A 23,562-nucleotide genomic window follows, 5' to 3' on the forward strand; every position below is an offset into this window, starting at 1 on the left:
CTCAGTCCAGCGTGATCGAGTACGGCGCCAGCCGCTGTTGCGCCGAGCCGGAAAGGTTGAGCGTCAACGTTTCCGGGCCGTCCGTGAAGCGCACGAGGCTGTCCGGGACGTCGCGGGTGATCCGCACCGAGCCCTCGCGCAACCGTGGCGCGAGCCAGGTCCACGCCCGCGTGAGACTCGTCGGCCCGACGTCCGGCGGCGCCGACCACAACGCGGCGTACGGCAGGTCCGCGCTCGCCTGCGGCTGCCACAGCAACATGGCCGCCGCACCCGCTTCGGCGGCTCTCGCGACGGCGTCCAGGGTGACCACGGCCCGCGCCTGGTCGGTGTTCTCGGGCGCCTGCGGGTAGAACTCCGACCACCACACGGGCAGCCCGGTCAGGTTCCGCGCCCAGCGGGTCGCGTCGGCGTAGATGGCGCTCGCGGCGCCCGGCGAGGTGATCAGGCCCTGGTCGCGGGTCAGCGTCGACGCGTCGAGTGCGACGAAGTCCGCACCGTGCTTGTGCGTGTTCCAGTACGTGATGGCGTCGAGCGAACGCTGGTCGACGACCCCGTAGGCGCCCCGCATCGCCGACGGATGGGTGGTCGCGGCGAACAGGTCGAGCACCACGTACGGCCCGCCGATCAGCGCGTCCGGGCGCACTTTCTTCACCGCGTCGTAGACCTGGTTGTAGAAGTCGGTGAAGCCCGCGATGTCCCAGCCGCCGGCGCTGTCGTCCCAGAACCCCTTGAGTTCGTTCCACACCTGGAAGTAGCGCACCTGCGGATAGCGCTCGGCGACCTTCGCGGCCAGCGTGGCGAAGTCGCCGAAATGCGCGGGCTGCGGCGCGGCGGCGAGATCGTCCCAGTTCGTCGTACCGGCCTGGCCGCCCTTCATCCAGTCCGGTGCGCAGCACAGGGTGATCACCGGAACGCCGCCGGTCCGCCCGATCAGGTCCATCCGCTCGTCGAGCCGGGACCAGTCGTAGTCGCCCGGCGCCGGTTCGGGGTTGCCCACGCCGAAGCCCATGATGTGCTGGTTCTGCAGCAGGGGAGTGGCGCCGAGGATCCGCTCGCCGCTCGCGCGCTGGTCCGGCGGCAGCCACGAGTCCAGGCTGTACTGCCCGTGTGTCACGCCGAGCATCATCCCCGCCGTTCCGTCGGGCTCGTGCTGACCGGGCGCGGGCAGCCACAGCATCAGCGCCGTCACGAGCGCGGCCACCATCGCCAGGATGCCCATGATCCTGATCATGCGGGACCGATCACCGCCGCGCCCGCCGGCGGATCACACCGGAAGGAGGAATCGTCGTGAGACCCGCGGTCTCCGTCTGCGTTCCGGCATACCAGGCCGAGCGGTACCTCGCCGACACCGTCTCGAGCGTCCTTTCCCAGACCTTCGCCGACTTCGAGCTGGTGGTGCTCGACAACGCCTCGACCGACCGCACCGCCGAGATCCTCGCCGGCTTCGACGATCCGCGGCTCCGCGTGGTGCGCAACGAGCACGTGCTCCCGCTGGCCGACAACTGGAACCGGGCCGTCGCCGAAACTACCGCCCCGCTGGTGAAACTGCTGTGCGCCGACGATCTGCTGCACCCGCGCTGCCTCGAACAGCAGCACGCGGCGTTCGCCGCCGAGCCCGGCCTCGCGCTCGTGTGCAGCCGCCGCGACCTGATCAACGAGCAGGCCCGGATGATCACTCGCAACCGCGGACTGCGCGGTCTGCTCGGGAGGCGGCCCAGCGCCGACGTCGTCCGCAAGATCGTCCGGCACGGCGGGAACCCGCTCGGCGAGCCGGGCGGCGCGCTGTTCCGCCGCGAGCATTTCGACAAGGTCGGCGGTTTCGACGCGCGGTGGCGGTTCCCGATGGACCTCGCGCTGTGGATCCGGCTGCTGGAGCTCGGTGACTTCTACGGGATCGAGGAGTCGCTCGCCGCCTTCCGGATCAACCGCGGCTCGGTGTCGGCACGGGCGCAGCGCGCGGAGTACGCCGAGCAGCGCGACCTGAGCGAGAGCCTGGCGGCATCACCCGATTGGGAGATCCGGAAACGGGACCGGCTCGTCGGGGTAGCGCTGGCACCGGGCGCCCGGCTTCGCCGCCAGGCATTGTTCCTGCTGGCCAAGCATCAGGCCGAACGCGCGGAGTGACCGGCTCGCGCGGAAGTACGTGGAGGGCTGACATACACCCGAATGAGGGATGTATTTTGTCGCGGTGAAACGTCGAGTGATCGTCCTCGTGGTCTGCGTGGTGCTGGCCGTCGGCGCGGTGTTCGCCGTGCGCGCCACGGCGGCACGATTCGACTCCTCCGACGCGCAAGAGGTGGTGCCGACGCTGGGTTCGAGCCTCCCGAGCGTGATCCCCACCAGATCCTCCAGCGGTGAGGCCGGGGTCGACCTGAACTGGCCGCGCGCCGACGCCGACGAGTTCACCGGCACGAAGGTCAGCTCGGCCCGCTGGCGGGTCTACGACGGGTACAACACGGCGTCCAAGGAAACCCTGGACGCCAACCTGTGCAGCCTCTCCGGCGGGATCCTGACGATCACCGGCCTGGCCAACGACGCCGGCACCACGTGCGGCATGGCGTGGAAGCAGAACCGGACGTTCGGCCGGTGGGAGATCCGCGCGCGGTTCCCCGCGCCCGCCGACGCGGGTTTCAACCCGGTGTTCCTGCTCTGGCCCGCCGACGACGCGAACTGGATGCAGACCGGCGAGATCGACTTCGCCGAGGAGTACGACCCGGCCCGGCAGTACGTGCAGAGCTGGCTGCACGGCCCCGGCAACACCGACGGCGGCTACTACCGCAGCCAGCCGTTCGACATGACGCAGTGGCACAACTACGCCGTGGACTGGCAGCCCGACCGGATCACGCTCTACATCGACGGCCAGCCCTGGGGCGCCTACCTCGACAAGCAGTTCATCCCGCAGAAACCGATGCACCTGGTGATCCAGCAGAACTACAACCGCAAGCACCCGGGTGTCCCCGTGCGATCCTCGGTGCAGATCGACTGGGTGCGCATTTACGACAACTGAGCGTGATGCTGCCCACAGGAGCGGCGGGAAATAGTCAAACGCTCAACCAGGTTGCCCTAGGGTGTTGATGTACCAGCACTCCAGGGAGATTTCATGACTTCGAGCGTCAGCCTGACCGATGCGTTGCTAGTGCCGCAGGACGTGCAGGACCTGCTCTTCCGCGAGGCCCGCACGGCCAACAGCTTCAGTGCGGAGCCGGTTTCCGACGAGCAGCTCCAGGCGATCTACGATCTCGTCAAGTGGGCGCCGACGTCGATGAACACCCAGCCGCTGCGCGCGCTGGTGGTCCGCACCCCGGAAGGCAAGGAGCGGCTGCTGCCGCACATGTCCGAGGGCAACCGCGCCAAGACCGCGAGCGCCCCGGTGACCGTCGTGCTGGCCGCCGACACGGACTTCCACGAGAACCTGCCGAAGACCTTCCCGCACAAGCCGGACGCCAAGGACCTGTTCGTCGGCAGCGAGGAGGGCCGCGAGGGCTTCGCCCGGCTGAACTCGTTGCTGCAGGTCGGCTACTTCATCATCGGCGTCCGCGCCGCGGGCCTGGCCGCCGGCCCGATGACCGGCTTCGACAGCGCCGGCATCGACGGTGAGTTCTTCGCGGGCAACAAGTGGAAGTCGCTGGTCGTCGTCAACGTCGGCAAGCCGGGCGACAACCCGTGGTTCGGCCGGCTGCCGCGCCTCGACTACGACGAGGTCGTGGAGACCGTCTGATCCCTGGCGGAAAGCTTGCGGTGGACGGCGGATAGCATCGGTGGGTCACCGTTTTCGCGCACGAGGAGCCCATCGTGAACCTACCGTCGTCCGTCGCAGCCGCCCCCGCTTCAAGCGTGGTGGTACCGGCCGGGACCACGGCGGGGACGGCGGTCCGCGAGGCGGGCCTGCCGACGAAGGGCGCGGACGCGATCGTGGTCGTCCGCGACGCCGGCGGCCGGCTGCGCGACCTGGCCTGGGCGCCTGAAGCGGAAACCGCGGTCGAGGCCGTCGCGGCGAACACCGACGACGGCCGCAGCGTCATCCGGCACTCCGCCGCGCACGTGCTAGCCCAGGCTGTCCAGCAGCAGTTCCCGAAGGCCAGGCTCGGTATCGGCCCGCCGGTCAAGGACGGCTTCTACTACGACTTCCAGGTCGACACCCCGTTCACCCCCGAGGACCTGCAGGCGCTGGAGAAGCGCATGAAGCAGATCATCAAGGGCTCGCAGCAGTTCTCCCGCCGCGTCGTCGAGTCGGTCGAGGCCGCGCGCGAGGAGCTGGCGGACGAGCCGTTCAAGCTGGAGCTGGTGGACCTCAAGTCCGAAGTGGACACTGTGGACACATCAGAGGTGATGGAGGTCGACAGTAATCCCGCTGGCGAGCTGACCATCTACGACAACCTCGACCCGCGCACCAAGGAACGGGTCTGGAGCGACCTGTGCCGCGGCCCGCACGTGCCGACCACCAAGTACATCCCGGCGTTCAAGCTCACCCGGGTCGCCGCCGCGTACTGGCGCGGGGACGAGAAGAACCCGCAGCTGCAACGGATCTACGGCACCGCATGGGAGTCCCAGGAGGCCCTGGACGGGTACCTGGAGATGCTCGCCGAGGCCGAGCGGCGTGACCACCGCAAGCTCGGCGCGGAGCTGGACCTGTTCTCCTTCCCCGAGGAGCTGGGCTCCGGCCTGCCGGTGTTCCACCCCCGTGGCGGCATCATCCGCCGTGAGCTGGAGGCGTACTCGCGGCAGAAGCACGAGGAGCACGGCTACGAGTTCGTGAACACCCCGCACGTCACCAAGGGCGGGCTGTTCGAGACGTCGGGCCACCTGCCCTACTACGCCGAGAGCATGTTCCCCCCGATGCATCTCGAGGGCTCGGACTACTACGTCAAGTCGATGAACTGCCCGATGCACAACCTGATCTTCCGCTCGCGCGGGCGGTCCTACCGCGAGCTGCCGCTGCGGCTGTTCGAGTTCGGATCGGTGTACCGGTACGAGAAGTCGGGCGTGGTGCACGGGCTCACCCGGGTGCGCGGGATGACCCAGGACGACTCGCACATCTACTGCACCAAGGAGCAGATGCCCGGCGAGCTGACCTCGCTGCTGACCTTCGTGCTGGACCTGTTGCGCGACTACGGTCTCGACGACTTCTACCTCGAACTGTCCACTCGGGACGATTCGCCGAAGTTCATCGGCGAGGACGCCGAGTGGGAAGAGGCCACCGAGGCGCTGCGGACGGCCGCCGAGTCCTCCGGGCTGCACCTGGTGCCGGACCCGGGTGGTGCCGCGTTCTACGGGCCGAAGATCTCCGTGCAGGCCAAGGACGCGATCGGCCGCACCTGGCAGATGTCGACCATCCAGGTCGACTTCAACCAGCCCAAGCGGTTCGAGCTGAGCTACCAGGCGGCCGACGGCACCCGGCAGCAGCCGGTGATGATCCACCGCGCGCTGTTCGGGTCGATCGAGCGGTTCTTCGGCGTGCTCACCGAGCACTACGCGGGCGCCTTCCCGGCCTGGCTCGCGCCGGTGCAGGTGGTCGGCATCCCGATCGCCGACGAGCACGTCGATCACCTGCGGGCGATCGAGAAAGCCTTGCGGGCCAAGGGGATCCGCGTCGAGGTGGACACCAGCGACGACCGGATGCAGAAGAAGATCCGCACCCACACCACGCAGAAGGTGCCGTTCCTGCTGCTGGCCGGCGCCAAGGACGCCGAGGCGGGCGCGGTGTCGTTCCGGTTCCGCGACGGCGGCCAGATCAACGCGGTACCGGTGGCCGACGCGGTCGAGGCGATCGCCGGCTGGATCGCGCGCCGGGAGAACAGCTCGCCGACCGCCGAGGCGCTCGGGGCGGTTCTGGGGTGACCGAGCCCGAGATCGTTCCGCAGGACGGCATCGGCGTCCCCGACGCGCTGCAGCGCCTGTGGACGCCCCACCGGCTCGCGTATGTGCAGGGCCAGGACAAGCCCGAGGGCGACGAACCGGAGGGCTGCCCGTTCTGCCGCCTGCTCGACCTGCCCGACGAGGACGCGCTGATCATCGCGCGCGGCGAGCAGGTCTGGGCGGTGCTGAACCTGTACCCGTACAACCCGGGGCATCTGATGGTGCTGCCGTACCGGCACATCGCGGACTACCCGGACCTGACCACCGAGGAGACCGCGGAGCTGGCGGAGTTCACCCAGCACGCGATGCAGGTGATCCGCTCGGTCTCGGGTGCGCACGGGTTCAACATCGGGATGAACCAGGGCCCGGTCGCGGGTGCTGGGATCGCCGCGCACCTGCACCAGCACGTGGTGCCCCGCTGGGGCGGCGACGCGAACTTCATGCCGGTCCTCGGGCACACCAAGGTGCTGCCGCAGCTATTGGGGGAGACCCGGGCGCTGCTGGCCGCCGCCTGGAAGTGACCGGCAGACGCCGAACGCCCCTCCGCCGTTTGACGAAGGGGCGTTCTCGCTCGTAGGCGGGTTCAGTCCTGCAGCCCGGCCTCGATGTCCAGCTCGATCTTGATCTTGTCGCTGACCACGGCACCCGGGACGCCGGCACCGACGCCGAACTCGGTGCGGCTGACCTCGGTCGACGCCGAGATGCCCAGCACCTTCCCGTTGGGGCCGTCGCCGAAGCCGCCCAGCTCGGCGGCGAGGGTGACCGGCTTGGTGACGCCGTGGATGGTCAGGTCGCCGTCGATGAGGTAGTCGCCGTCTTCCACCCGGATCGCGGTCGAGGTGAAGGTCAGCGTCGGGAACTGCTCGACGTCCAGGAAGTCGCCGCTGCGGACGTGCCCGTCGCGCTGCTCGTTGTTGGTGTCGATGCTGGTCGCCTGGATCGTCGTGGTCACCGTCGAGTCGAGCACGTTCTCGGCGGTCACGATCGTGGTGTCGACCTGGTCGAAGCGGCCGCGGACCTTCGACACCCCCAGGTGCCGCACGACGAATGTCACGTCGGAGTGGGCGCCGTCGATCTTCCAGGTACCGGCGGTGTAGCCGGGGATCTCCGTCGTGGGTGCGCTCATGCCGGGACTCCTTTGCTTAGCCATGCTATCTATTGAGCTCTCAACCGGACTCTACCAAATCTAATTGAGGGCTCAACCAGAGGTAGAATTGTCCGCATGGCGGGAACTCGGTGGCTCAGCGACGAGGAGCAACGCGTCTGGCGTGATTTCTCCGCGGCAGTGGACATGGTACGCGGGCACGTGGAAGGCCGCCTGCAGCGTGATTCCGGGATGCCACACACCTACTACGAGGTGCTCGTCGTGCTGTCCGAGGCGCCCGGCCGCACCCTGCGGATGAGCGAGCTGGCCGAGCGGTGCCGGTCGTCGCGCAGCCGCCTTTCCCACGCCGTGGCGCGGCTGGAGGAGAACGGCTGGGTCCGCCGCGACAGCTGCGCGGCCGACAAGCGCGGCGCCAACGCGACACTCACCGCCGACGGGCTCGCCACGATCGAGGCCGCCGCGCCCGGTCATGTCGAAGCCGTCCGTGAAGCCCTGTTCGACGCGCTGACCCCGGACCAGATGCGTGCGCTCGGTGAGATCGCCGGCGCGATCCGTAACCGGCTGACCGCGCCGTGCACCGCCGCGATGGCCGAGGCGGACGCGGCCGAGGCCGGTTCCGCGGGATGAACGGCGCGCCGGGCCACCGGTCGCTGGTCAGGGGTGGTTACGCTGCGCTGGAACGATCCCCATCCCGCACCCAGGTGATATTGACAGCGATGAGCAAGCCCGCACCGTCTGTACAGATCTGATGCTGAACATCTTCGCGCGCGCCTCGGTGTCCCGCGCCCTCGACCCGCTCGCCAAGGTGCTGCTGCGCGCCGGCGTCACCCCGAACGTCATGACGGTGCTGGGCACGGTCGGCGCCATCGCGTCCGCCATCGGGTTCTTCCCGGCCGGGCTGCTGCTGTGGGGCACGTTCACGGTGTGGGGTTTCGCGATGCTGGACCTGGTCGACGGCGCGATCGCGCGCGCCCGCGGGCACGGCACCCCGTTCGGCGCCGCCCTCGACGCGACCTGCGACCGGCTGGTCGACGGCGTGCTGTTCGCGTGCATCGCCTGGTGGTGCTTCGTCGACTGGGGCAACCTGCGTGCCGCCGGCGCGACGCTCGGCTGTCTCGTGCTCGGCCAGGTCATCTCGTACGTCAAGGCACGCGCCGAGGCGGTCGGGCTGGCGGCAGACGGCGGGCTGATCGAGCGCGCCGAGCGACTCATCATCGCGCTCGTCGGGACCGGGCTGCAGGGCTTCGGCGTGCCGTACCTGGTCGAGGGCACCCAGTGGCTGCTCCTGGTGCTGTCCGCGGTGACCCTGGTGCAGCGCCTGCTCTCGCTCGCCGCGTCCGCCCGGGGGGCGAATCCGTGAGTAGCCTGTCCCAGCACGCGAGCGATCTCGCTTACGCCGCGGGCTGGCGGCTGGTCCGGCGGCTGCCCGCCGGGCTGGCCACCGCCGCGTTCGGGCTGGCGGCGGACTTCGCCACCCGCCGCCGCGGTCCCGGCGTGCTGCAGCTGCGCCGCAATCTCGCGCGGGTGGTGCCGCAGGCGGGCGCGCAGGAACTGGACGAGCTGACCCGGCAGGCCATGCGCTCCTACGCCCGCTACTGGCAGGAAGCGTTCCGGCTGCCCACAATGGACGTGAATTCCGTGCGCGGCCGGTTCCAGAGCGCGCTCACCGGTATGGAGAACCTCGACGCCGCGCTGGGGGAGGGCAACGGTGCCGTGGTCGTGTTGCCGCACATGGGAAACTGGGATGTCGCGGGCCTGTGGCTGGTCGGCTACGCCGGCTCGTTCACGACCGTGGTGGAGCGCCTGCGACCGGACTCGGTGTACCGCCGGTTCGTGGCGTTCCGCGAATCGCTCGGGTTCGAGATCCTGCCGGCGTCCGGTGGCACCGGCTCGTTCCGGTTGCTGCTGCGGCGATTGCGGGAGAACAAGGTGGTGTGTCTCGTCGGTGACCGCGACCTCACGGGATCCGGGGTGCCCGTGGAGTTCTTCGGTGAGCGCACGACGATGCCCGCCGGTGCCGCCCGGCTCGCGCTGAGCACGGGCGCCGCGCTGCTGCCGGCCGGCTGCTGGTTCACCGACGACGGCTGGGGCACGCGGATCCACCCGCGCATCCGCGTCACCTCGCGGAGCGAGGTCCCCGCCGCGGTCCAGGCGACGGCGGACATCTTCGCCGGGGACATCGCGGCGCATCCCGCGGACTGGCACATGCTGCAGAAGCTGTGGACCGCCGACCTCGACGAGCCCGCACCCGCCGTCGCGGAGGAGGCGGCGACCGGGTGAAGATCGGCATCGTCTGTCCCTATTCGTTCGACGTCCCCGGCGGGGTGCAGGGGCACGTGGTGGACCTCGCGAAGGCGCTCATCGCGCGCGGCCACGAGGTGTCCGTGCTCGCCCCGGCCGACGAGGACGCGGACCTGCCCGCGTTCGTGCATCCGGCGGGCAAGGCGCTCGGCATCCCGTACAACGGCTCGGTCGCGCGGCTGCAGTTCGGCCCGGTGTCCTACGCGCGCGTGCGCCGGTGGCTGCGCGACGGCGGTTTCGACGTGCTGCACCTGCATGAGCCGGTCGTGCCGAGCCTGTCGCTGCTCGCGCTGAAGGTCGCCGACGGGCCGATCGTGGCGACCTTCCACACCTCGACCCCGCGCTCGCGCACGCTTTCGGCGTTCCAGCCCGTGCTGCGGCCGCTGCTGGAGAAGATCACCGCCCGGATCGCGGTGTCCGCGCTCGCGCGGCGGGTCCAGGTCGAGCACGCGGGCGGGGACGCGGTGGAGATCCCGAACGGGGTCGACGTGGACCTGTTCACCCGGGCGTCCCCTTTGGACGGTTACCCGCGCGCGGGCGGCACGCTCGGTTTCGTCGGCCGGTTCACCGAACCCCGTAAGGGGATGGACGTCCTGCTGGCGGCCGCGCGCCGGATCCTGCCGGAGTTCCCGGAGCTGCGAATTCTGGTCGTCGGCCGTGGCGAGCCGGAGGAGCTGCGGCGGATGGCCGGGCCGGACCTCGCACCGCACATCGACCTGCTGGGCCAGGTGGACGACGCGACGAAGGCCCGCGCGCTGCGGAGCGTGGACGTCTACTGCGCGCCGAACCTCGGCGGCGAGAGCTTCGGCATGATCCTGACCGAGGCGATGGCCGCGGGCACCGCGGTTGCCGCGAGCGGGCTCGACTCGTTCCGCCGCGTGCTCGACGACGGCCGCGCCGGGGTGCTGACCGAACCCGGTGACGCGGGCGCGCTGGCCGATGCCCTGCGGGAGCTGCTGCACGATCCCGCGCGCCGCGGCTCGCTCGCCGCGGCGGCGGGGGAGCGGGTCGCCATGTACGACTGGCCGGTCGTGGTGACGCAGGTGCTGCGCGTGTACGAGATCGCGGTGGCGGCCGACCCGCGCCGGGTCAGCGCGCACGAGGAACTGCCGCAATGAGCGTTTTCGTTGTCCTGCTTGTGGTTCTCGCCGCGATCATCCTGTTCGGCGGGCTCTTCCTGGTGGCGACGGCGAACCGGCTCGATCGCCTGCACATCCGGCTGGACGCGGGCTGGGCGGCGCTGGACGCGGCGCTCGCCCGGCGCGCGGTGGTCGCCCGGACCGTCGCCGCGGGCGCGCCGCTCAGCGCGGAGGCCACGGCGGTGCTGCAGGCCGCCGACACCGCCGAAACCGCGCGGCGGTCCGAACGCGAGGCCGCGGAGAACGAGCTGACCAAACTGCTGGCCACGGTCCGGCGCGAGCAGCTGCCGCCGCGGCTGGCCGACGAGCTGGCCGACGCCGAACAGCGCGTCGTGATCGCCCGGCACGTGCACAACGACGCCGTGCGCGACACGCTTGCCTTGCGGCGCCGGCGAAAAGTGCGCTACTTCAAGCTGGCCGGCACGGCACCGCGACCGGAGTACTTCGAAATCGTGGAACCCGAGCTGTAGCTTGGGGCCTATGACCGACCCTTCCTGCGCGGTCGCGCACGGCGAAGCCGAGGCGGAGACCGAGACCCGCACCCTGGTGGCGGTGTTCGCCACGCCCGTCGCCGACTACCTGCTCAAGTACGGCAGTGACCTGGGCTATCGCACGGTGCTGCACGACCCGAAGGACGGCGAGCTGCCCGCGCTCGATCGCACCGCGGACGTGGTCGTCACCGACCACCACCGCGACGAACTCGGCGAGGTGCTGCGCGACGTCCTCGAGTACCCGGTCCGCTGGATCGGCGTGATGGGTAACCCGCGCCACCCCGGCCCGCATGTCGAGGCGCTCAAACAGCTCGGCGTGGCGCCCGAGCGGATCGACCGGGTGCACCGGCCGATCGGGCTCAACATCGGGTCCCGCACCCCGCCGGAAATCGCGATCGCCACCCTCGCCGGGCTGCTCGCCGACCGCAACGGCCGAGCCGGCGGCTTCTTCTAACGCGAGTCCGACACTCGAGACGCCGAGTCCGACACTCCTGCTCGCGAGTTCGACGCGGCTAGCCGGTTTTGACTCCTTCGGGCATCGGGTCGAACCGGGCGTGCCGGCGGGTGAAGGTCGCCGTACCCGACGTGAGTGAGCGCAGGTCCGTCGCGTACCGCAGCAGTTCCGTTGCCGGGACTTCGGCGCGCACGAGCGTCCGCCCGCCGTGTGCCGTCTCGGTGCCGAGCACCCGCCCGCGGCGCGACGACAGGTCGCCGAGCACCGTGCCCAGGTGGTCGTCCGGCAGCAGCACGGTCACCTCGTCCACCGGCTCCAGCAACGAGATCCGGCCCGCCGCGGCGGCATCCTTGAGCGCCATCGCACCGGCCGTCTGGAACGCCGCGTCGGACGAGTCGACACTGTGCGCCTTGCCGTCGACGAGCGTCACCCGGATGTCCACCACCGGGTTCCCGGTCGCCAGCCCGCGGGCCAGCTGCGCGCGCACGCCCTTCTCCACGCTCGGGATGAACTGGTGCGGCACCGCGCCGCCGACGATCCGGTCCACGAACTCGAAACCACTGCCACGCGGGAGCGGCTCGACCTGGATGTCGCACACCGCGTACTGACCGTGCCCGCCGGACTGCTTCACATGCCGGCCGTGGCCCTTCGCCGGGCTCACGAACGTCTCGCGGAGGCTGATCTTCACCGGCTCGGTGTCGACCTCCGCGCCGCCCGCCCGCAACCGGGACAGCACGACGTCCGCGTGCGCCTCGCCCATGCACCACAGCACCAGCTGGCCGGTTTCGGCGTTGCGTTCCAGCCGCAGCGTCGGATCACCCGCGACGAGCCGGGAAAGGTTGCGCGCCAACGTGTCCTCGTCACTGCGGTTGTGCGCGACGATCGCCACCGGCAGCAGCGGCTCGGGCATCGTCCACGGCCGCATCAGCACCGGGTCGTCCGGCGAGGACACGGTGTCGCCGGTCTCCGCCGAGCCGATCTTGGTGAGCGCGCACAGGTCGCCGGCCACGCAGTAGGGCACTTCGCGCAGGTTCGCGCCCAGCGGTGAGTACAGGTGCGCGACCCGTTCGTCGGCGTCGTGGTCCTCGTGGCCGCGTTCGGCGAGCCCGTGCCCGGACACGTGCACGGGCTTCTCCGGCCGCAGCGTGCCCGAGAAGACGCGCACCAGCGACACCCGCCCGACGTAGGAGTCCACCGCGGTGCGCACGACCTCCGCGGCCAGTGGCCCGCCCGGGTCCGCGCGCAACCCGTCGTGCGGGCGGCCGTCGACCGCGCTGACCTCCGGCACCGGATGCTCCAGCGGGGACGGGAACGCGCGGGCGATCCCGTCGAGCACCTCGGCGAGGCCGAGGCCGCTGGTCGCGCACACCGGGATGACGGGGTGCAGGGTGCCGCCCGCGACCGCGATCTCCAGGTCCGAGATCAACGTCGCCTCGGGGATCTCCTCACCCGCGAGGTAGCGGTCCATCAGACCCTCGTCCTCGCTCTCGGCGATGATCCCCTCGATCAGCTCGTTGCGGGCTTCGGCCATCCGGTCCAGGTCCGCCGGGTCGGGCTCGGCGAGCGCCGGCGGATAGCCCTGCGAGTAGTCGTAGCGCCGCTGCGTGATCAGCCCGACCAGGCCCGGTCCGTTCCCGCTCGAAGGCAGGTACAGCGGCAGCACCCCGGCGCCGAACGCCTCCTGGCACGCGGCGATCTCGGTCATCACGTCGGCGCGGTGGTGGTCGGTCCGCGCGATGACCACCGCGCGCGGCATGCCGACCGCGGCGCACTCCTCCCACAGTGTGACCGTCGCAGGGTCCACGCCCTCGGCCGCGCACACGACGAACAGGGCCGCGTCGGCGGCGCGCAGCCCGGCGCGCAGCTCGCCGACGAAGTCCGCGTAGCCGGGGGTGTCGATGAGGTTGATCTTGACGCCGTGGTGCAGGACCGGCGCCACCGACAGGCCCACCGACCGCTGCTGGCGGACCGCGGCCGGGTCGTGGTCGCAGACCGTGGTGCCCTCCACGACGGAACCGGCCCTGCTCACGGTGCCGGAAACCGCGAGCAGGGCCTCGGTGAGAGTGGTCTTGCCGGAACCCGATGGGCCGACCAGGACGACATTGCGCAGCATGCGGGGGTCGTCTACAGCGACCGCGGCCCCGGCATCACCGTTTCTGGACTGCTTTTCGGGCATGGCAGGCCTCCCCGGGACTTCGGCGTCTGTTCATGGTGTGCCTTCGATCACACACCCGTCGGACACGCCCCGGCAACCCCGTGTCCACCAGGACACCCGTCTGCCGGTCCCGGTGGCGAAAGTGGCCTTCCGGAATCGTGGCTTACTGGCCTGGGGAAGCGGTCCACCTGGTTCTAAACTGGACGTGTACCCCATTCGAAAGGCGTGGTCGTGTCCGAAGTTCAGTCCTCTGGTTCGCATGAGTCCGAGCGTGGCACCGCGCGCGTCAAGCGCGGGATGGCGGAGATGCTCAAGGGTGGCGTGATCATGGACGTGGTCACCGCCGAGCAGGCGAAGATCGCCGAGGACGCGGGCGCGGTGGCCGTGATGGCGCTGGAGCGGGTGCCGGCCGACATCCGCGCGCAGGGCGGGGTGGCGCGGATGAGCGACCCGGACCTGATCGACGGCATCATCGAGGCGGTGTCGATCCCGGTGATGGCGAAGGCGCGGATCGGGCACTTCGTCGAGGCGCGGGTGCTGCAGGCGCTCGGGGTGGACTACGTCGACGAGTCCGAGGTGCTCACGCCGGCCGACTACGCCAACCACATCGACAAGTGGGCGTTCACCGTGCCGTTCGTGTGCGGGGCGACGAACCTGGGCGAGGCGCTGCGGCGGATCAACGAGGGCGCCGCGATGATCCGCTCGAAGGGCGAGGCCGGCACCGGCGACGTGTCGAACGCGACCACGCACATGCGCCAGATCCGCGCCGAGATCAAGCGGCTCACGTCGCTGCCGGAGGACGAGCTGTACGTCGCGGCGAAGGAGCTGCAGGCGCCGTACGAGCTGGTGCGCGAGGTGGCCGAGCGGGGGAAGCTGCCGGTCGTGCTGTTCACCGCCGGCGGTATCGCGACCCCGGCCGACGCGGCGATGATGATGCAGCTCGGCGCGGAAGGCGTGTTCGTGGGCTCGGGCATCTTCAAGTCGGGCGACCCGGCGAAACGCGCCGAGGCGATCGTCAAGGCCACCACGTTCCACGACGACCCGGACCTGATCGCCAAGTTCTCGCGCGGCCTGGGTGAGGCCATGGTCGGCATCAACGTGGACGACGTCCCCGAACCCCACCGCCTCGCCGACCGCGGCTGGTAACCCGCGCGAGTCCGACGTTCACGACGGCGAGTTCGATGTTCAGGTGTCCCGGTCCTCTCGGACGGTGGCGGCGATGATCTCGCGAGGCACGCCGTCCGCCCGGCGCTTCGGCCCGCTCGAGGAATTCGGCCACGCTCGGGCCATCGGCGAACTCGGCCCACTGGCGTTCGAGATCTGCCTCGAGGTCGTGGCGTTTGCCGGTCATGCGCCGTCCAGCTGGGTTTCGCGTTCATCGCGGCTGGCACGAAGCGATTCGACGATGAGGTCGCCCGGGAGGCCGTCGGCGCGATACCGATCCATGTCGTCGAGGATCTCCGCCATCGTCGGACCGCCTGCGGACTCGGTTCGCTGGCGGTCGAGGTACGCCTCGAAGTCGAAGGGGCCGCCATCGGTCATGGCGTCAAGGCTAGCGCCCGGCACCGACAGGAAACCGCGTCGTTGTGCGTCCGTGTCGCGGTGCGACGCGGTGTGAAACCGCAGCTTAGAGTGGACTGAGGAGGTCGGATGGAACCGCGGATCGGGATCCTGGCGTTGCAGGGCGACGTGCGTGAGCACGCGGCTCTGCTGGAGCGCGCCGGGGCGCGGGCCACGCCGGTGCGGCGGGCGGCGGAGCTGGCCGAGGTGGACGGACTGGTGCTGCCGGGCGGCGAGTCGACCACGATGTCGCGCCTGCTCGGGACGTTCGAACTCCTGGAACCGCTGCGCGAGACGATCGCCGCCGGGCTGCCGGTCTACGGGTCCTGCGCCGGGATGATCCTGCTGGCCCGCCAGGTCCTCGACGGGCGGCCCGACCAGCGGCAACTCGACGGGCTGGACGTCGTCGTGCGGCGCAACGCGTTCGGCAGGCAGGTCGACTCGTTCGAGGCCGACCTGGACTTCGCCGGCCTCGACGGCGGGCCCGTGCACGCCGTGTTCATCCGGGCCCCCTGGGTGGAGAAGGCCGGCGACGGGGTCGACATACTGGCTCACACGGCCGTGGCCGGGGACGGGACGGCTAGGATCGTCGCGATCCGGCAAGGACCGGTGCTCGCCACCGCCTTTCACCCGGAGCTCACGGGGGACGAGCGCGTGCACCGACTCTTCGTGGGGATGGTGCGGGAAACGACGTAGATGGAGGAGAGATGAGCGGCCACTCCCGGTTTGGGATGTCACAGTGGCGGCCACTAAGCCTCCATCATGACGACAGTACGGAGGAGAGATGAGCGGCCACTCCAAGTGGGCGACCACTAAGCACAAGAAGGCCGCCGTCGATGCCAAGCGTGGCAAGCTGTTCGCGAGACTGATCAAGAACATCGAAGTCGCCGCGCGGACCGGTACCGGCGGTGGCGACCCGGACGGCAACCCGACGCTCTACGACGCCATCCAGAAGGCGAAGCGGAACTCGGTCCCGCAGGACAACATCGAGCGTGCCCGCAAGCGCGGCGCCGGTGAAGAGGCCGGCGGCGCCGACTGGCAGACGATCAACTACGAGGGTTACGGCCCGAGCGGGGTCGCGGTGCTCATCGAGTGCCTCACCGACAACCGCAACCGTGCCGCCTCGGAGGTTCGCACCGCGCTGAGCCGCAACGGCGGTTCGCTGGCCGACCCGGGCTCGGTGGCGTACCTGTTCAACCGCAAGGGCGTCGTGATCATGCCGAAGAATGACCTCGCCGAGGACGACGTGCTGATGGCCGTCCTCGACGCGGGCGCGGAGGAGGTCAACGACCTCGGCGACAGCTTCGAGATCGTTTCCGAGGCCACCGATCTCGTCGGGGTGCGGAAAGCCTTGCAGGACGCCGGATTCGACTACGAGTCCGCGGAGGCGAGCTTCCTGCCGTCGGTGAACGTGCCGTTGGACGCCGAAGGCGCGAAGAAGGTCTTCAAACTGATCGACGCCCTCGAAGATTGTGACGACGTGCAGAACGTTTACGCGAACTTCGATGTCTCGGACGAGGTACTCGCCGAAGTCGGCTGAGCGAAAAGATTCGCGGAAAAATCCCGGTGTGCCTGGCATGCCGGGATTTTTTACGTGCCACTACTGTCCGCATGCGAGCCGATCCGGCACAATGACGGCCGTGACGACCGAGACGACTCCCGGGGTGCTCGCCCCCGAAGATCACGAGCTTCTCGAGTGGATCGTCTCGGAAGCCGAGCGCAGAGGAAACGCGGTCATCTCGGTTCCCCGTGACGCCAACGGATCCGGTTACTGCTTCACCGCCTGCGTGTGGGCCATGCACCAGATCCCCGAGGCGGTCGTCGTCGGGCTGCCGGAGCAGATGGCGCAGGTCCTGCTCGACGCCTATGTGGACCGCGCGGCCACCGGCGGCGCGTTCACCCCCGGCCAGATCTGCGACGACTTCTTCGACGGCGTGCCGGTTACCTTCGAACGGGTGAATCCCGGGCATTACCCGGAGTACTTCGGCAGCGCCTTCCTCGTGTACCCGGACGGCGACTTCCCCGCGCTGCAGATCATCGTGGCCACCCCCGAGGAACGCAAATGGCCGTGGGACGCGGACGCGCCCGAGGGTTTCGCGCAGTGGCAGCCCGTGCTGACCGACTCCGGCCGTCCCGAGAGCTGGACCCCCGGCGTCGACGGTCCATAGTGGACATTCCGCCGGCACGGCGCGTCCTGCCCGGCGATCGGCCACCCGCCCGGTAACCTCCGAACTGGTGTTCGGACGGAAGGGCGGATCATGCGGGTGCTGGGTGTCGACCCGGGGCTGACGCGGTGCGGGCTCGGGGTGGTCGACGGCGGCACCGGGCGCACGGTCAGCTGCGTCGCGGTCGACGTGGTGCGCACGCCGCCCGACGCGGCGCTCGCGACGAGGCTGCTGCGCATCGCCGAGGCCGTGGACGAGTGGCTCGACCGCTACCGGCCCGAAGCCGTCGCGGTGGAGCGAGTGTTCAGCCAGCACAACGTGCGCACGGTGATGGGCACGGCGCAGGCCGGGGGAGTGGTGGCACTGTCCGCCGCCCGCCGCGGCCTGCCGGTCGTGTTCCACACGCCGAGTGAGATGAAGGCCGCCGTCACCGGGTCCGGCCGGGCGGACAAGGCGCAGGTCACCGCTATGGTGACCAGGTTGCTGGGGCTGGCGGAGATGCCGAGCCCGGCGGACGCGGCGGACGCGCTGGGGCTGGCGATCTGCCACCTGTGGCGCGAACCGATGCGCGCCCGGCTCGCCGAGGCCGAGGCGCGGGCCGCCGAGCTGGCGAAGAAGCACCGGGCCCGGCTCGCGGCGGCGGCCAGGCAGGCACAGAAGGGAGCGGCGCGATGATCTCGTCGGTGCGCGGAGAGGTGCTGTCGGTCGGGCTGGACCATGTGGTCGTCGAGGTGGGCGGGGTCGGCCTCGCGGTACAGGCCACGCCGTCCACGCTCGCGACGCTGCGCCGCGGCGAGCAGACCCGGCTGCACACCGCACTCGTCGTCCGCGAGGACTCCCTGACGCTGTTCGGCTTCGCCGACGCCGAGGCCCGCGAGCTGTTCACGCTGCTGCAGACCGTGTCCGGCATCGGCCCGCGGCTTGCGCTCGCCGCGCTGGCCGTGCTCGACCCCGACAAGCTGCGCACCGCGCTCGCCGAAGGCAACATCACCGTGCTCACCCAGGTCCCCGGCATCGGCCGCAAGGGCGCCGAACGGCTGTCGCTGGAGCTGCGCGACAAGGTCACCGCGGCCGCCGGCACCGGCACGGAGGCGATGCCCGCCGCCGGTTCGGCCGTCCGGGCGGAGGTCACCGAAGCGCTCACCGGGCTCGGCTTCCCGCTCAAGCAGGCGGAACAGGCGGTCGAGAAGGTGCTGGCCGGTGCCGAAGAGGCGGACACCTCGACGCTGTTGCGCGCGGCACTGACCACCCTCGGCCGCAAGCGATAGGCCCCGGGCGTGCACGATGACAACGTGACCGAATTCGAGGCCGACGAGACCCTCTCGGCGCTGCCGCAGACCGGCGAGCGCGAGGTCGAGACGACGCTGCGGCCGCGCAAGCTGGCCGAGTTCGTCGGCCAGCCTCGGGTCCGCGAGCAGCTCGAACTGGTGCTGGAGAGCGCCCGCCGCCGCGGCGTCCCGCCCGATCACGTGCTGCTGTCCGGCCCGCCCGGGCTGGGCAAGACGAGCCTCGCGATGATCATCGCCGCCGAGCTGGACGCGTCGATCCGGATCACCTCGGGCCCGGCGCTGGAGCGTGCCGGGGACCTGGCCGCGATGCTGTCCAACCTCGTCGAGGGCGACGTGCTGTTCATCGATGAGATCCACCGGATCGCCCGCCCCGCCGAGGAGATGCTGTACCTCGCGATGGAGGACTTCCGCGTCGACGTCGTGGTCGGCAAGGGCCCGGGCGCGACCAGCATCCCGCTCGAGATCGCGCCGTTTACGCTGGTCGGGGCCACCACCCGGTCCGGCGCGCTGACCGGCCCGCTGCGCGACCGGTTCGGCTTCACCGGCCAGATGGAGTTCTACGCCGACGAGGAGCTCGACCTGGTGGTCCGCCGGGCTGCCTCGATCCTGGGCATCGGGATCGACGCGGAGAGCAGCGCGGAGATCGCCCGCCGCTCGCGCGGCACACCGCGGATCGCGAACCGCCTGCTCCGCCGCGTGCGCGACTATGCCGAGGTCAGGGCCGACGGGCACATCACGCTCGAGGTCACCCGGGCCGCGCTCGAGGTCTACGACGTGGACGAGCTGGGGCTGGACCGGCTCGACCGCGCGGTGCTCGGCGCGCTGGTCAACTCGTTCGGCGGCGGGCCTGTCGGGGTGTCCACCCTGGCGGTCGCCGTGGGTGAGGAGCCGACCACGGTGGAAGAGGTCTGCGAACCGTATCTGGTACGCGCGGGTATGCTCGCCCGGACTCCACGGGGACGGGTGGCCACCGCGACCGCGTGGGAGCATCTCGGCCTCCGTCCGCCCACGGACTACGGCCGTTCGGACCAGTCGGCGCTGTTCGATTAGCACGCCACTGGTGAGAACCGTGGTGGCACCTGGCACACTCGAAAGAGCACATCCGGACAAATGAGGTGCGCGAGCCCCGTGCACCGAATGGAGAATCATGAACCAGCTTTTCCTGCCGTTGCTCCTCATACTGGTGGTGGCCATCCCCCTGGTCATGGGCAGCCGGAAGCAGAAGCGCGCCGCGCAGGAGCAGAAGAACCTGCAGTCCAGCCTGTCCGAGGGCGACCGCGTGATGACGACCTCCGGCATGTACGGCACCGTGGCCGACACGAGTGATGACACCACGATCGATGTCGAGATCGCGCCGGGTGTGGTGACCACCTGGCTGCGCCAGGCGGTGCGGGAGAAGGTCGCGCCGGCGGTCGACGAGGAGTTCGAGGAGACCCCCGGCGAGTCCGCTCCGGTCGACGTCGACGAGGTCGACGAGACCCCGGCCGAGGAGAAGGCCGGCCCGCAGATCGCGCCGCCGCTCGAGCACGGCAAGAAGTAAAAGGCTCTGCCAAGATCGGCACCCCTGGCGCCCTGAGGCGGCGCCGGGGGGACAACGCTGCGCTCACGCCGCACCGAGTACTGTTTCGATGCCGGCAACGGGCCACCAGCCCGAGTTCTGACCAGTCCCGAGGAGAACGACCACCGTGGCACCACCCGCCGGGCGGATCCGCCCGGGACGCTATCTCGGCTTGTTCGCACTGATCGTGGTCGTGCTCTACGCGCTGGTGTTCTTCACCGGCGGCGGGAAGCCGGCGCCCAAGCTGGGGATCGACCTGCAGGGCGGCACGCGCGTGACGCTGACCGCGCGGACCCCGGACGGCTCGGCGCCGTCGAAGGACTCGCTGAACCAGGCCCGCCAGATCATCGAGAAGCGGGTCAACGGCATCGGGGTGAGCGGTACCGAAGTCGTCCTGGACGGCAACAACATCGTGATCACGGTGCCGGGCGAGCAGGGCGACCAGGCCAAGAAGCTCGGCCAGACCGCGAAGCTCGGCTTCCGCAAGGTCCTCGACGCGCAGCAGGCCACCGCGCCGCCCACCCCGGCGGCGCCGTCGGCCGACGAGCAGTCACCGCAGCAGATCCAGCAGGCGAAGGCGACCCGGCAGGATCCCGCGCTGGTCACCGGTTCCGGGGACAGCCTCGCGGAGTCGGCCACCGCGCAGCAGACGCTGGCCGCGTTCACCTGCTCGGCGCAGGATCCGTTGCGCGGCAACGATGATCCCAACGCGCCGCTGCTGGCGTGCAACCAGGACGGCACCGAGAAGTACCTGCTGGGCCCGGTCTTCCTGCAGGGCACCGAGATCGACAGCGCGGTGGCCTCGCCGCCGGCGCAGAACAAGCCGGGCTGGACGGTGGACCTGACGTTCAAGTCGGCGGGCCGGCAGATCTGGGCGGACTTCACCACCAAGAACATCCAGCAGCGGGCCGCGTTCGTGCTGGACACCCAGGTGGTGTCCGCGCCGACGATCCAGAGCGCGATCGTCGACGGCAACACCCAGATCAGCGGCCAGTTCACCCAGCAGCAGACCAAGGACCTGGCGGACATCCTCAAGTACGGGTCGCTGCCACTGTCGTTCACCTCGTCGGACGCCACCACGGTGTCCGCGACGCTGGGGCTGGCCTCGCTGGAGGCCGGGCTGATCGCCGGCGGTGTCGGGCTGGCGCTGGTGTTCGTGTACTGCCTGTTCTACTACCGCCTGCTGGGCGCGCTGACCATCGTGTCCCTGGCTCTGTCCGGGCTGGTCGTGTACGCGGTGCTGGTGCTGCTCGGGCGGTGGATCGGGTTCACCCTGGACCTGGCCGGTGTCGCCGGGTTCATCATCGCCATCGGTGTCACCGCGGACTCCTTCGTGGTGTTCTTCGAACGGTTGAAGGACGAGATACGCGAGGGCCGCTCGTTCCGCTCCGCGGTACCGCGCGGCTGGACGCGGGCGCGGCGCACGATCCTGGCCTCGGACGCGATCCTGTTCCTGGCCTCGGCGGTGCTGTACGCGATCGCGGTCGGGGACGTGCAGGGCTTCGCGTTCACCCTCGGCATGTCGACCGTGCTGGACCTGGTCGTGGTGTTCCTGGTGACCCATCCGCTGGTGGCGCTGGCGTCGCGGTCCAAGTCCCTGTCCAACCCCAAGCTGACCGGGCTCGGTGGCGTGCAGCATCTCGCCGACGAGCGCCGGAGCGCACGCAAAGCGGCCGCCGCGGCCACGAAGGAGGCGTGAGGTGACCAGCGAGCAGAGCACGCCCGCGGCCACGGAGCAGGGTAAGCGGGGCAGCGTCTTCCACCGGCTGTACGTCGGCACGGGCGCGTTCGACATCATCGGCAAGCGCCGGCGCTGGTACATCTTCTTCGGCGCGCTGGTGCTCGTGTGCATCGCCTCGATCGGGGCCCGCGGCTTCAACTGGGGTATCGAGTTCGAGGGCGGCACCCAGATCCAGCTGCCCGCGCACGGTGTGCACGGCACGATCACCGCGGACCAGGCCAAGCAGGTCTACGCGGACGCGCTCGGCAGGCAGGCGGCCTCGGCGCAGACGGTCGGCGTGGGCAATGCGGCGACCGTGCAGCTGCGCTCGGAGACGCTGGCCGAGTCCGACGTGTCGAAGGTCAAGGACGCGCTGTTCAGCGAGCTGCAGCCGATCGGGTCGAACGGGCAGCCGAGTGTGCAGGCGATCAGCGACAGCGCGGTCAGCGCGTCGTGGGGCGGGGAGATCTCCCGGCAGGCCCTGATCGCGCTCGGGGTGTTCATCGTCCTGGTGACGATCTTCCTGGCGATCTACTTCGAACGCTGGATGGCGCTGGCCGCGCTGATCTCACTGGTGCACGACATCGTGGTCACCGCGGGGATCTATTCGCTGGTGGGCTTCGAGGTGACCCCGGCGACCGTGATCGGCCTGCTGACGATCCTCGGCTTCTCCCTGTACGACACGGTGGTCGTGTTCGACAAGGTCAAGGAGAACTCGCGCGGCCTGCTCGGGCTGACCCGCCGCACCTATGCCGAGACGGCGAACCTGGCGCTGAACCAGACGCTGATGCGGTCGATCAACACCTCGGTCATCGCGCTGCTGCCGGTGCTGGGCCTGCTGGTCGTCGGGTACATCCTGCTCGGCTCGGGCACCCTGCAGGACCTCGCGCTCGTCCAGCTGACCGGCATGCTCGCCGGTGTGCTGTCGTCGCTGTTCCTGGCCACCCCGCTGCTGGTCGACTTCAAGATGCGCGACCCGAGGTACAAGCAGCAGGCCGAACGCGTCCGGGCCCGCCGGGCGAACCTCGCCCGCAAGGCCGCCGACCGCGAAGCCCACGGCGAGGACGACTTCGACGCCTCCGACGACGACTCGCTCGCCGCCGAGCTGCGCAAGGAAAAGGCATACGCGGCCGCGGCCAGCGTGCCGGCCCGCACCCCGAAGGGCACCCGGCCACAACAGCCTCGCCGGGGACGTCCCTCCGGCAAGCGGAAGCGCTGAGCCGTGGACCTCGACGCCGCGCTCGGCCTGATCGCCGAGGTCCCCGACTTTCCCGAGCCCGGTGTGCTGTTCCGGGATCTCTCGCCGCTGTTCGCGCACGGCGAGGGGTTCCGGACCGTCGCCGAGGCCCTCGCGGCGACGGTGGATCCCGAGGTCGATCTGCTGGCCGCGGTGGAGGCGCGTGGGTTCATGCTCGCCGCGGCCGTCGGCTACGCCCGCGGGCTGGGTGTGGTGCTGGTGCGCAAGCCCGGCAAGCTGCCGTCGGTCGCGGCCCGGGTGGACTATGCCCTGGAGTACGGCACCGCGACGCTGGAACTGCCGGAGCACGTCGTCCCGCCGCAGGCACGGGTCGCGGTCGTCGACGACGTGCTCGCCACCGGCGGCACCGTCAACGCCGCCTGCCAGCTGCTGGAACAGGCCGGTGCGGTGGTGTCGGGGGTTTCGGTCGTGCTGGAGCTGGCGGCCCTGCCCGGCCGGGCGACCCTCGCCGGCCGCCGCGTGCACTCACTGCAGGCCACCTGATCGAGCGCATGCACTCACGCATGCGGAT

General features: G+C 70.4%; 26 protein-coding genes. 22 read left to right on the plus strand and 4 right to left on the minus strand.

Translation table 11 applies throughout. The annotated features are described in order from the left end of the window. Position 1: 1 nt before the first annotated feature. A complete protein-coding gene (locus LOZ83_RS27215) occupies positions 2–1,231 on the minus strand; it encodes a hypothetical protein (RefSeq protein ID WP_236794541.1) in 1,230 nt (409 codons plus the stop codon). Between the two features lie 56 nt (positions 1,232–1,287). Here LOZ83_RS27215 and LOZ83_RS27220 point away from each other — a divergent pair, with 56 nt between their 5' ends. The 5 genes from LOZ83_RS27220 (at position 1,288) to LOZ83_RS27240 (ending at position 6,377) form a co-directional block, all read left to right on the plus strand. Continuing rightward, entirely contained in the window at positions 1,288–2,124 is an 837-nt protein-coding gene (locus tag LOZ83_RS27220) for a glycosyltransferase (protein WP_236794542.1), read from the plus strand. Positions 2,125–2,188: 64 nt separating this feature from the next. After that, positions 2,189–3,007 (plus strand): family 16 glycosylhydrolase, encoded by an 819-nt coding sequence (locus LOZ83_RS27225; protein ID WP_236794543.1) that lies wholly within the window; start codon positions 2,189–2,191, stop codon positions 3,005–3,007. 93 nt (positions 3,008–3,100) lie between these two features. Next, positions 3,101–3,718, plus strand: coding sequence for a malonic semialdehyde reductase (locus LOZ83_RS27230; protein WP_236794544.1), 618 nt, complete (start codon positions 3,101–3,103; stop codon positions 3,716–3,718). A 74-nt stretch (positions 3,719–3,792) separates the two neighbouring features. Beyond that, the gene (thrS, locus tag LOZ83_RS27235) at positions 3,793–5,838 is read left to right on the plus strand and encodes a threonine--tRNA ligase (protein WP_236794545.1); all 2,046 of its coding nucleotides are present in this window, start codon (positions 3,793–3,795) and stop codon (positions 5,836–5,838) included. After that, a complete protein-coding gene (locus tag LOZ83_RS27240) occupies positions 5,835–6,377 on the plus strand; it encodes an HIT domain-containing protein (protein ID WP_236794546.1) in 543 nt (180 codons plus the stop codon). Before thrS ends, LOZ83_RS27240 begins: the two co-directional genes overlap by 4 nt. A gap of 62 nt (positions 6,378–6,439) precedes the next feature. On the opposite strand, the gene LOZ83_RS27245 is transcribed toward LOZ83_RS27240, so the two are convergent. Beyond that, positions 6,440–6,982, minus strand: a complete 543-nt coding sequence (locus tag LOZ83_RS27245) for a YceI family protein (protein WP_236794547.1) — start codon at positions 6,980–6,982, stop codon at positions 6,440–6,442. Between the two features lie 96 nt (positions 6,983–7,078). Between LOZ83_RS27245 and LOZ83_RS27250 the strand changes: the two genes are divergently transcribed. From LOZ83_RS27250 to LOZ83_RS27275, 6 genes are all read left to right on the plus strand, one after another. Further along, on the plus strand, positions 7,079–7,588 hold the full coding sequence (locus LOZ83_RS27250; protein ID WP_236794548.1) for a MarR family winged helix-turn-helix transcriptional regulator: 510 nt from the start codon (positions 7,079–7,081) through the stop codon (positions 7,586–7,588). 121 nt (positions 7,589–7,709) lie between these two features. Next, positions 7,710–8,321 (plus strand): phosphatidylinositol phosphate synthase, encoded by a 612-nt coding sequence (gene pgsA, locus LOZ83_RS27255; RefSeq protein WP_236794549.1) that lies wholly within the window; start codon positions 7,710–7,712, stop codon positions 8,319–8,321. Then, entirely contained in the window at positions 8,318–9,241 is a 924-nt protein-coding gene (locus LOZ83_RS27260; protein WP_236794550.1) for a phosphatidylinositol mannoside acyltransferase, read from the plus strand. The genes pgsA and LOZ83_RS27260 overlap by 4 nt, the downstream gene beginning before the upstream one ends. Continuing rightward, positions 9,238–10,380, plus strand: a complete 1,143-nt coding sequence (locus tag LOZ83_RS27265; RefSeq protein WP_236794551.1) for a glycosyltransferase family 4 protein — start codon at positions 9,238–9,240, stop codon at positions 10,378–10,380. The genes LOZ83_RS27260 and LOZ83_RS27265 overlap by 4 nt, the downstream gene beginning before the upstream one ends. Continuing rightward, positions 10,377–10,871, plus strand: a complete 495-nt coding sequence (locus tag LOZ83_RS27270) for an NUDIX hydrolase (protein WP_236794552.1) — start codon at positions 10,377–10,379, stop codon at positions 10,869–10,871. Before LOZ83_RS27265 ends, LOZ83_RS27270 begins: the two co-directional genes overlap by 4 nt. A gap of 10 nt (positions 10,872–10,881) precedes the next feature. Continuing rightward, entirely contained in the window at positions 10,882–11,346 is a 465-nt protein-coding gene (locus tag LOZ83_RS27275; protein WP_236794553.1) for an XdhC family protein, read from the plus strand. Positions 11,347–11,404: 58 nt separating this feature from the next. On the opposite strand, the gene LOZ83_RS27280 is transcribed toward LOZ83_RS27275, so the two are convergent. After that, a complete protein-coding gene (locus tag LOZ83_RS27280) occupies positions 11,405–13,522 on the minus strand; it encodes an elongation factor G-like protein EF-G2 (RefSeq protein ID WP_236794554.1) in 2,118 nt (705 codons plus the stop codon). A gap of 210 nt (positions 13,523–13,732) precedes the next feature. Between LOZ83_RS27280 and pdxS the strand changes: the two genes are divergently transcribed. Then, positions 13,733–14,647 carry a pyridoxal 5'-phosphate synthase lyase subunit PdxS gene (pdxS, locus tag LOZ83_RS27285; RefSeq protein WP_308190312.1) on the plus strand — a complete coding sequence of 305 codons (915 nt, stop codon included), beginning with the start codon at positions 13,733–13,735 and terminating at the stop codon, positions 14,645–14,647. A gap of 201 nt (positions 14,648–14,848) precedes the next feature. Here pdxS and LOZ83_RS27290 read toward each other — a convergent pair whose 3' ends face one another. Continuing rightward, complete coding sequence (locus LOZ83_RS27290; RefSeq protein WP_236794555.1) at positions 14,849–15,043, minus strand: hypothetical protein; 195 nt, start codon at positions 15,041–15,043, stop codon at positions 14,849–14,851. A 108-nt stretch (positions 15,044–15,151) separates the two neighbouring features. Between LOZ83_RS27290 and pdxT the strand changes: the two genes are divergently transcribed. The 10 genes from pdxT to LOZ83_RS27340 all read left to right on the plus strand — a co-directional run bounded on the left by pdxT (position 15,152) and on the right by LOZ83_RS27340 (position 23,534). Then, positions 15,152–15,757, plus strand: a complete 606-nt coding sequence (pdxT, locus tag LOZ83_RS27295; protein WP_236794556.1) for a pyridoxal 5'-phosphate synthase glutaminase subunit PdxT — start codon at positions 15,152–15,154, stop codon at positions 15,755–15,757. 88 nt (positions 15,758–15,845) lie between these two features. After that, positions 15,846–16,601 (plus strand): YebC/PmpR family DNA-binding transcriptional regulator, encoded by a 756-nt coding sequence (locus tag LOZ83_RS27300; protein ID WP_236794557.1) that lies wholly within the window; start codon positions 15,846–15,848, stop codon positions 16,599–16,601. A 91-nt stretch (positions 16,602–16,692) separates the two neighbouring features. Then, positions 16,693–17,229, plus strand: a complete 537-nt coding sequence (locus LOZ83_RS27305) for a DUF4262 domain-containing protein (RefSeq protein WP_236794558.1) — start codon at positions 16,693–16,695, stop codon at positions 17,227–17,229. Positions 17,230–17,319: 90 nt separating this feature from the next. After that, positions 17,320–17,901 (plus strand): crossover junction endodeoxyribonuclease RuvC, encoded by a 582-nt coding sequence (gene ruvC / locus LOZ83_RS27310; RefSeq protein WP_236794559.1) that lies wholly within the window; start codon positions 17,320–17,322, stop codon positions 17,899–17,901. Next, complete coding sequence (ruvA, locus tag LOZ83_RS27315; RefSeq protein WP_236794560.1) at positions 17,898–18,494, plus strand: Holliday junction branch migration protein RuvA; 597 nt, start codon at positions 17,898–17,900, stop codon at positions 18,492–18,494. Before ruvC ends, ruvA begins: the two co-directional genes overlap by 4 nt. 24 nt (positions 18,495–18,518) lie before the next feature. Then, the gene (gene ruvB, locus LOZ83_RS27320; RefSeq protein WP_374202727.1) at positions 18,519–19,565 is read left to right on the plus strand and encodes a Holliday junction branch migration DNA helicase RuvB; all 1,047 of its coding nucleotides are present in this window, start codon (positions 18,519–18,521) and stop codon (positions 19,563–19,565) included. Between the two features lie 97 nt (positions 19,566–19,662). Continuing rightward, positions 19,663–20,055 (plus strand): preprotein translocase subunit YajC, encoded by a 393-nt coding sequence (gene yajC, locus LOZ83_RS27325; protein ID WP_236794562.1) that lies wholly within the window; start codon positions 19,663–19,665, stop codon positions 20,053–20,055. Between the two features lie 145 nt (positions 20,056–20,200). Beyond that, the gene (gene secD / locus LOZ83_RS27330; protein WP_236794563.1) at positions 20,201–21,772 is read left to right on the plus strand and encodes a protein translocase subunit SecD; all 1,572 of its coding nucleotides are present in this window, start codon (positions 20,201–20,203) and stop codon (positions 21,770–21,772) included. Between the two features lies 1 nt (position 21,773). Continuing rightward, complete coding sequence (gene secF, locus LOZ83_RS27335; protein WP_236794564.1) at positions 21,774–23,012, plus strand: protein translocase subunit SecF; 1,239 nt, start codon at positions 21,774–21,776, stop codon at positions 23,010–23,012. 3 nt (positions 23,013–23,015) lie between these two features. After that, positions 23,016–23,534 (plus strand): adenine phosphoribosyltransferase, encoded by a 519-nt coding sequence (locus LOZ83_RS27340; protein WP_236794565.1) that lies wholly within the window; start codon positions 23,016–23,018, stop codon positions 23,532–23,534. The last annotated feature ends 28 nt before the right edge of the window (positions 23,535–23,562 follow it).

This window comes from Amycolatopsis sp. GM8, assembly GCF_021653975.1.
GTDB lineage: Bacteria > Actinomycetota > Actinomycetes > Mycobacteriales > Pseudonocardiaceae > Amycolatopsis_E.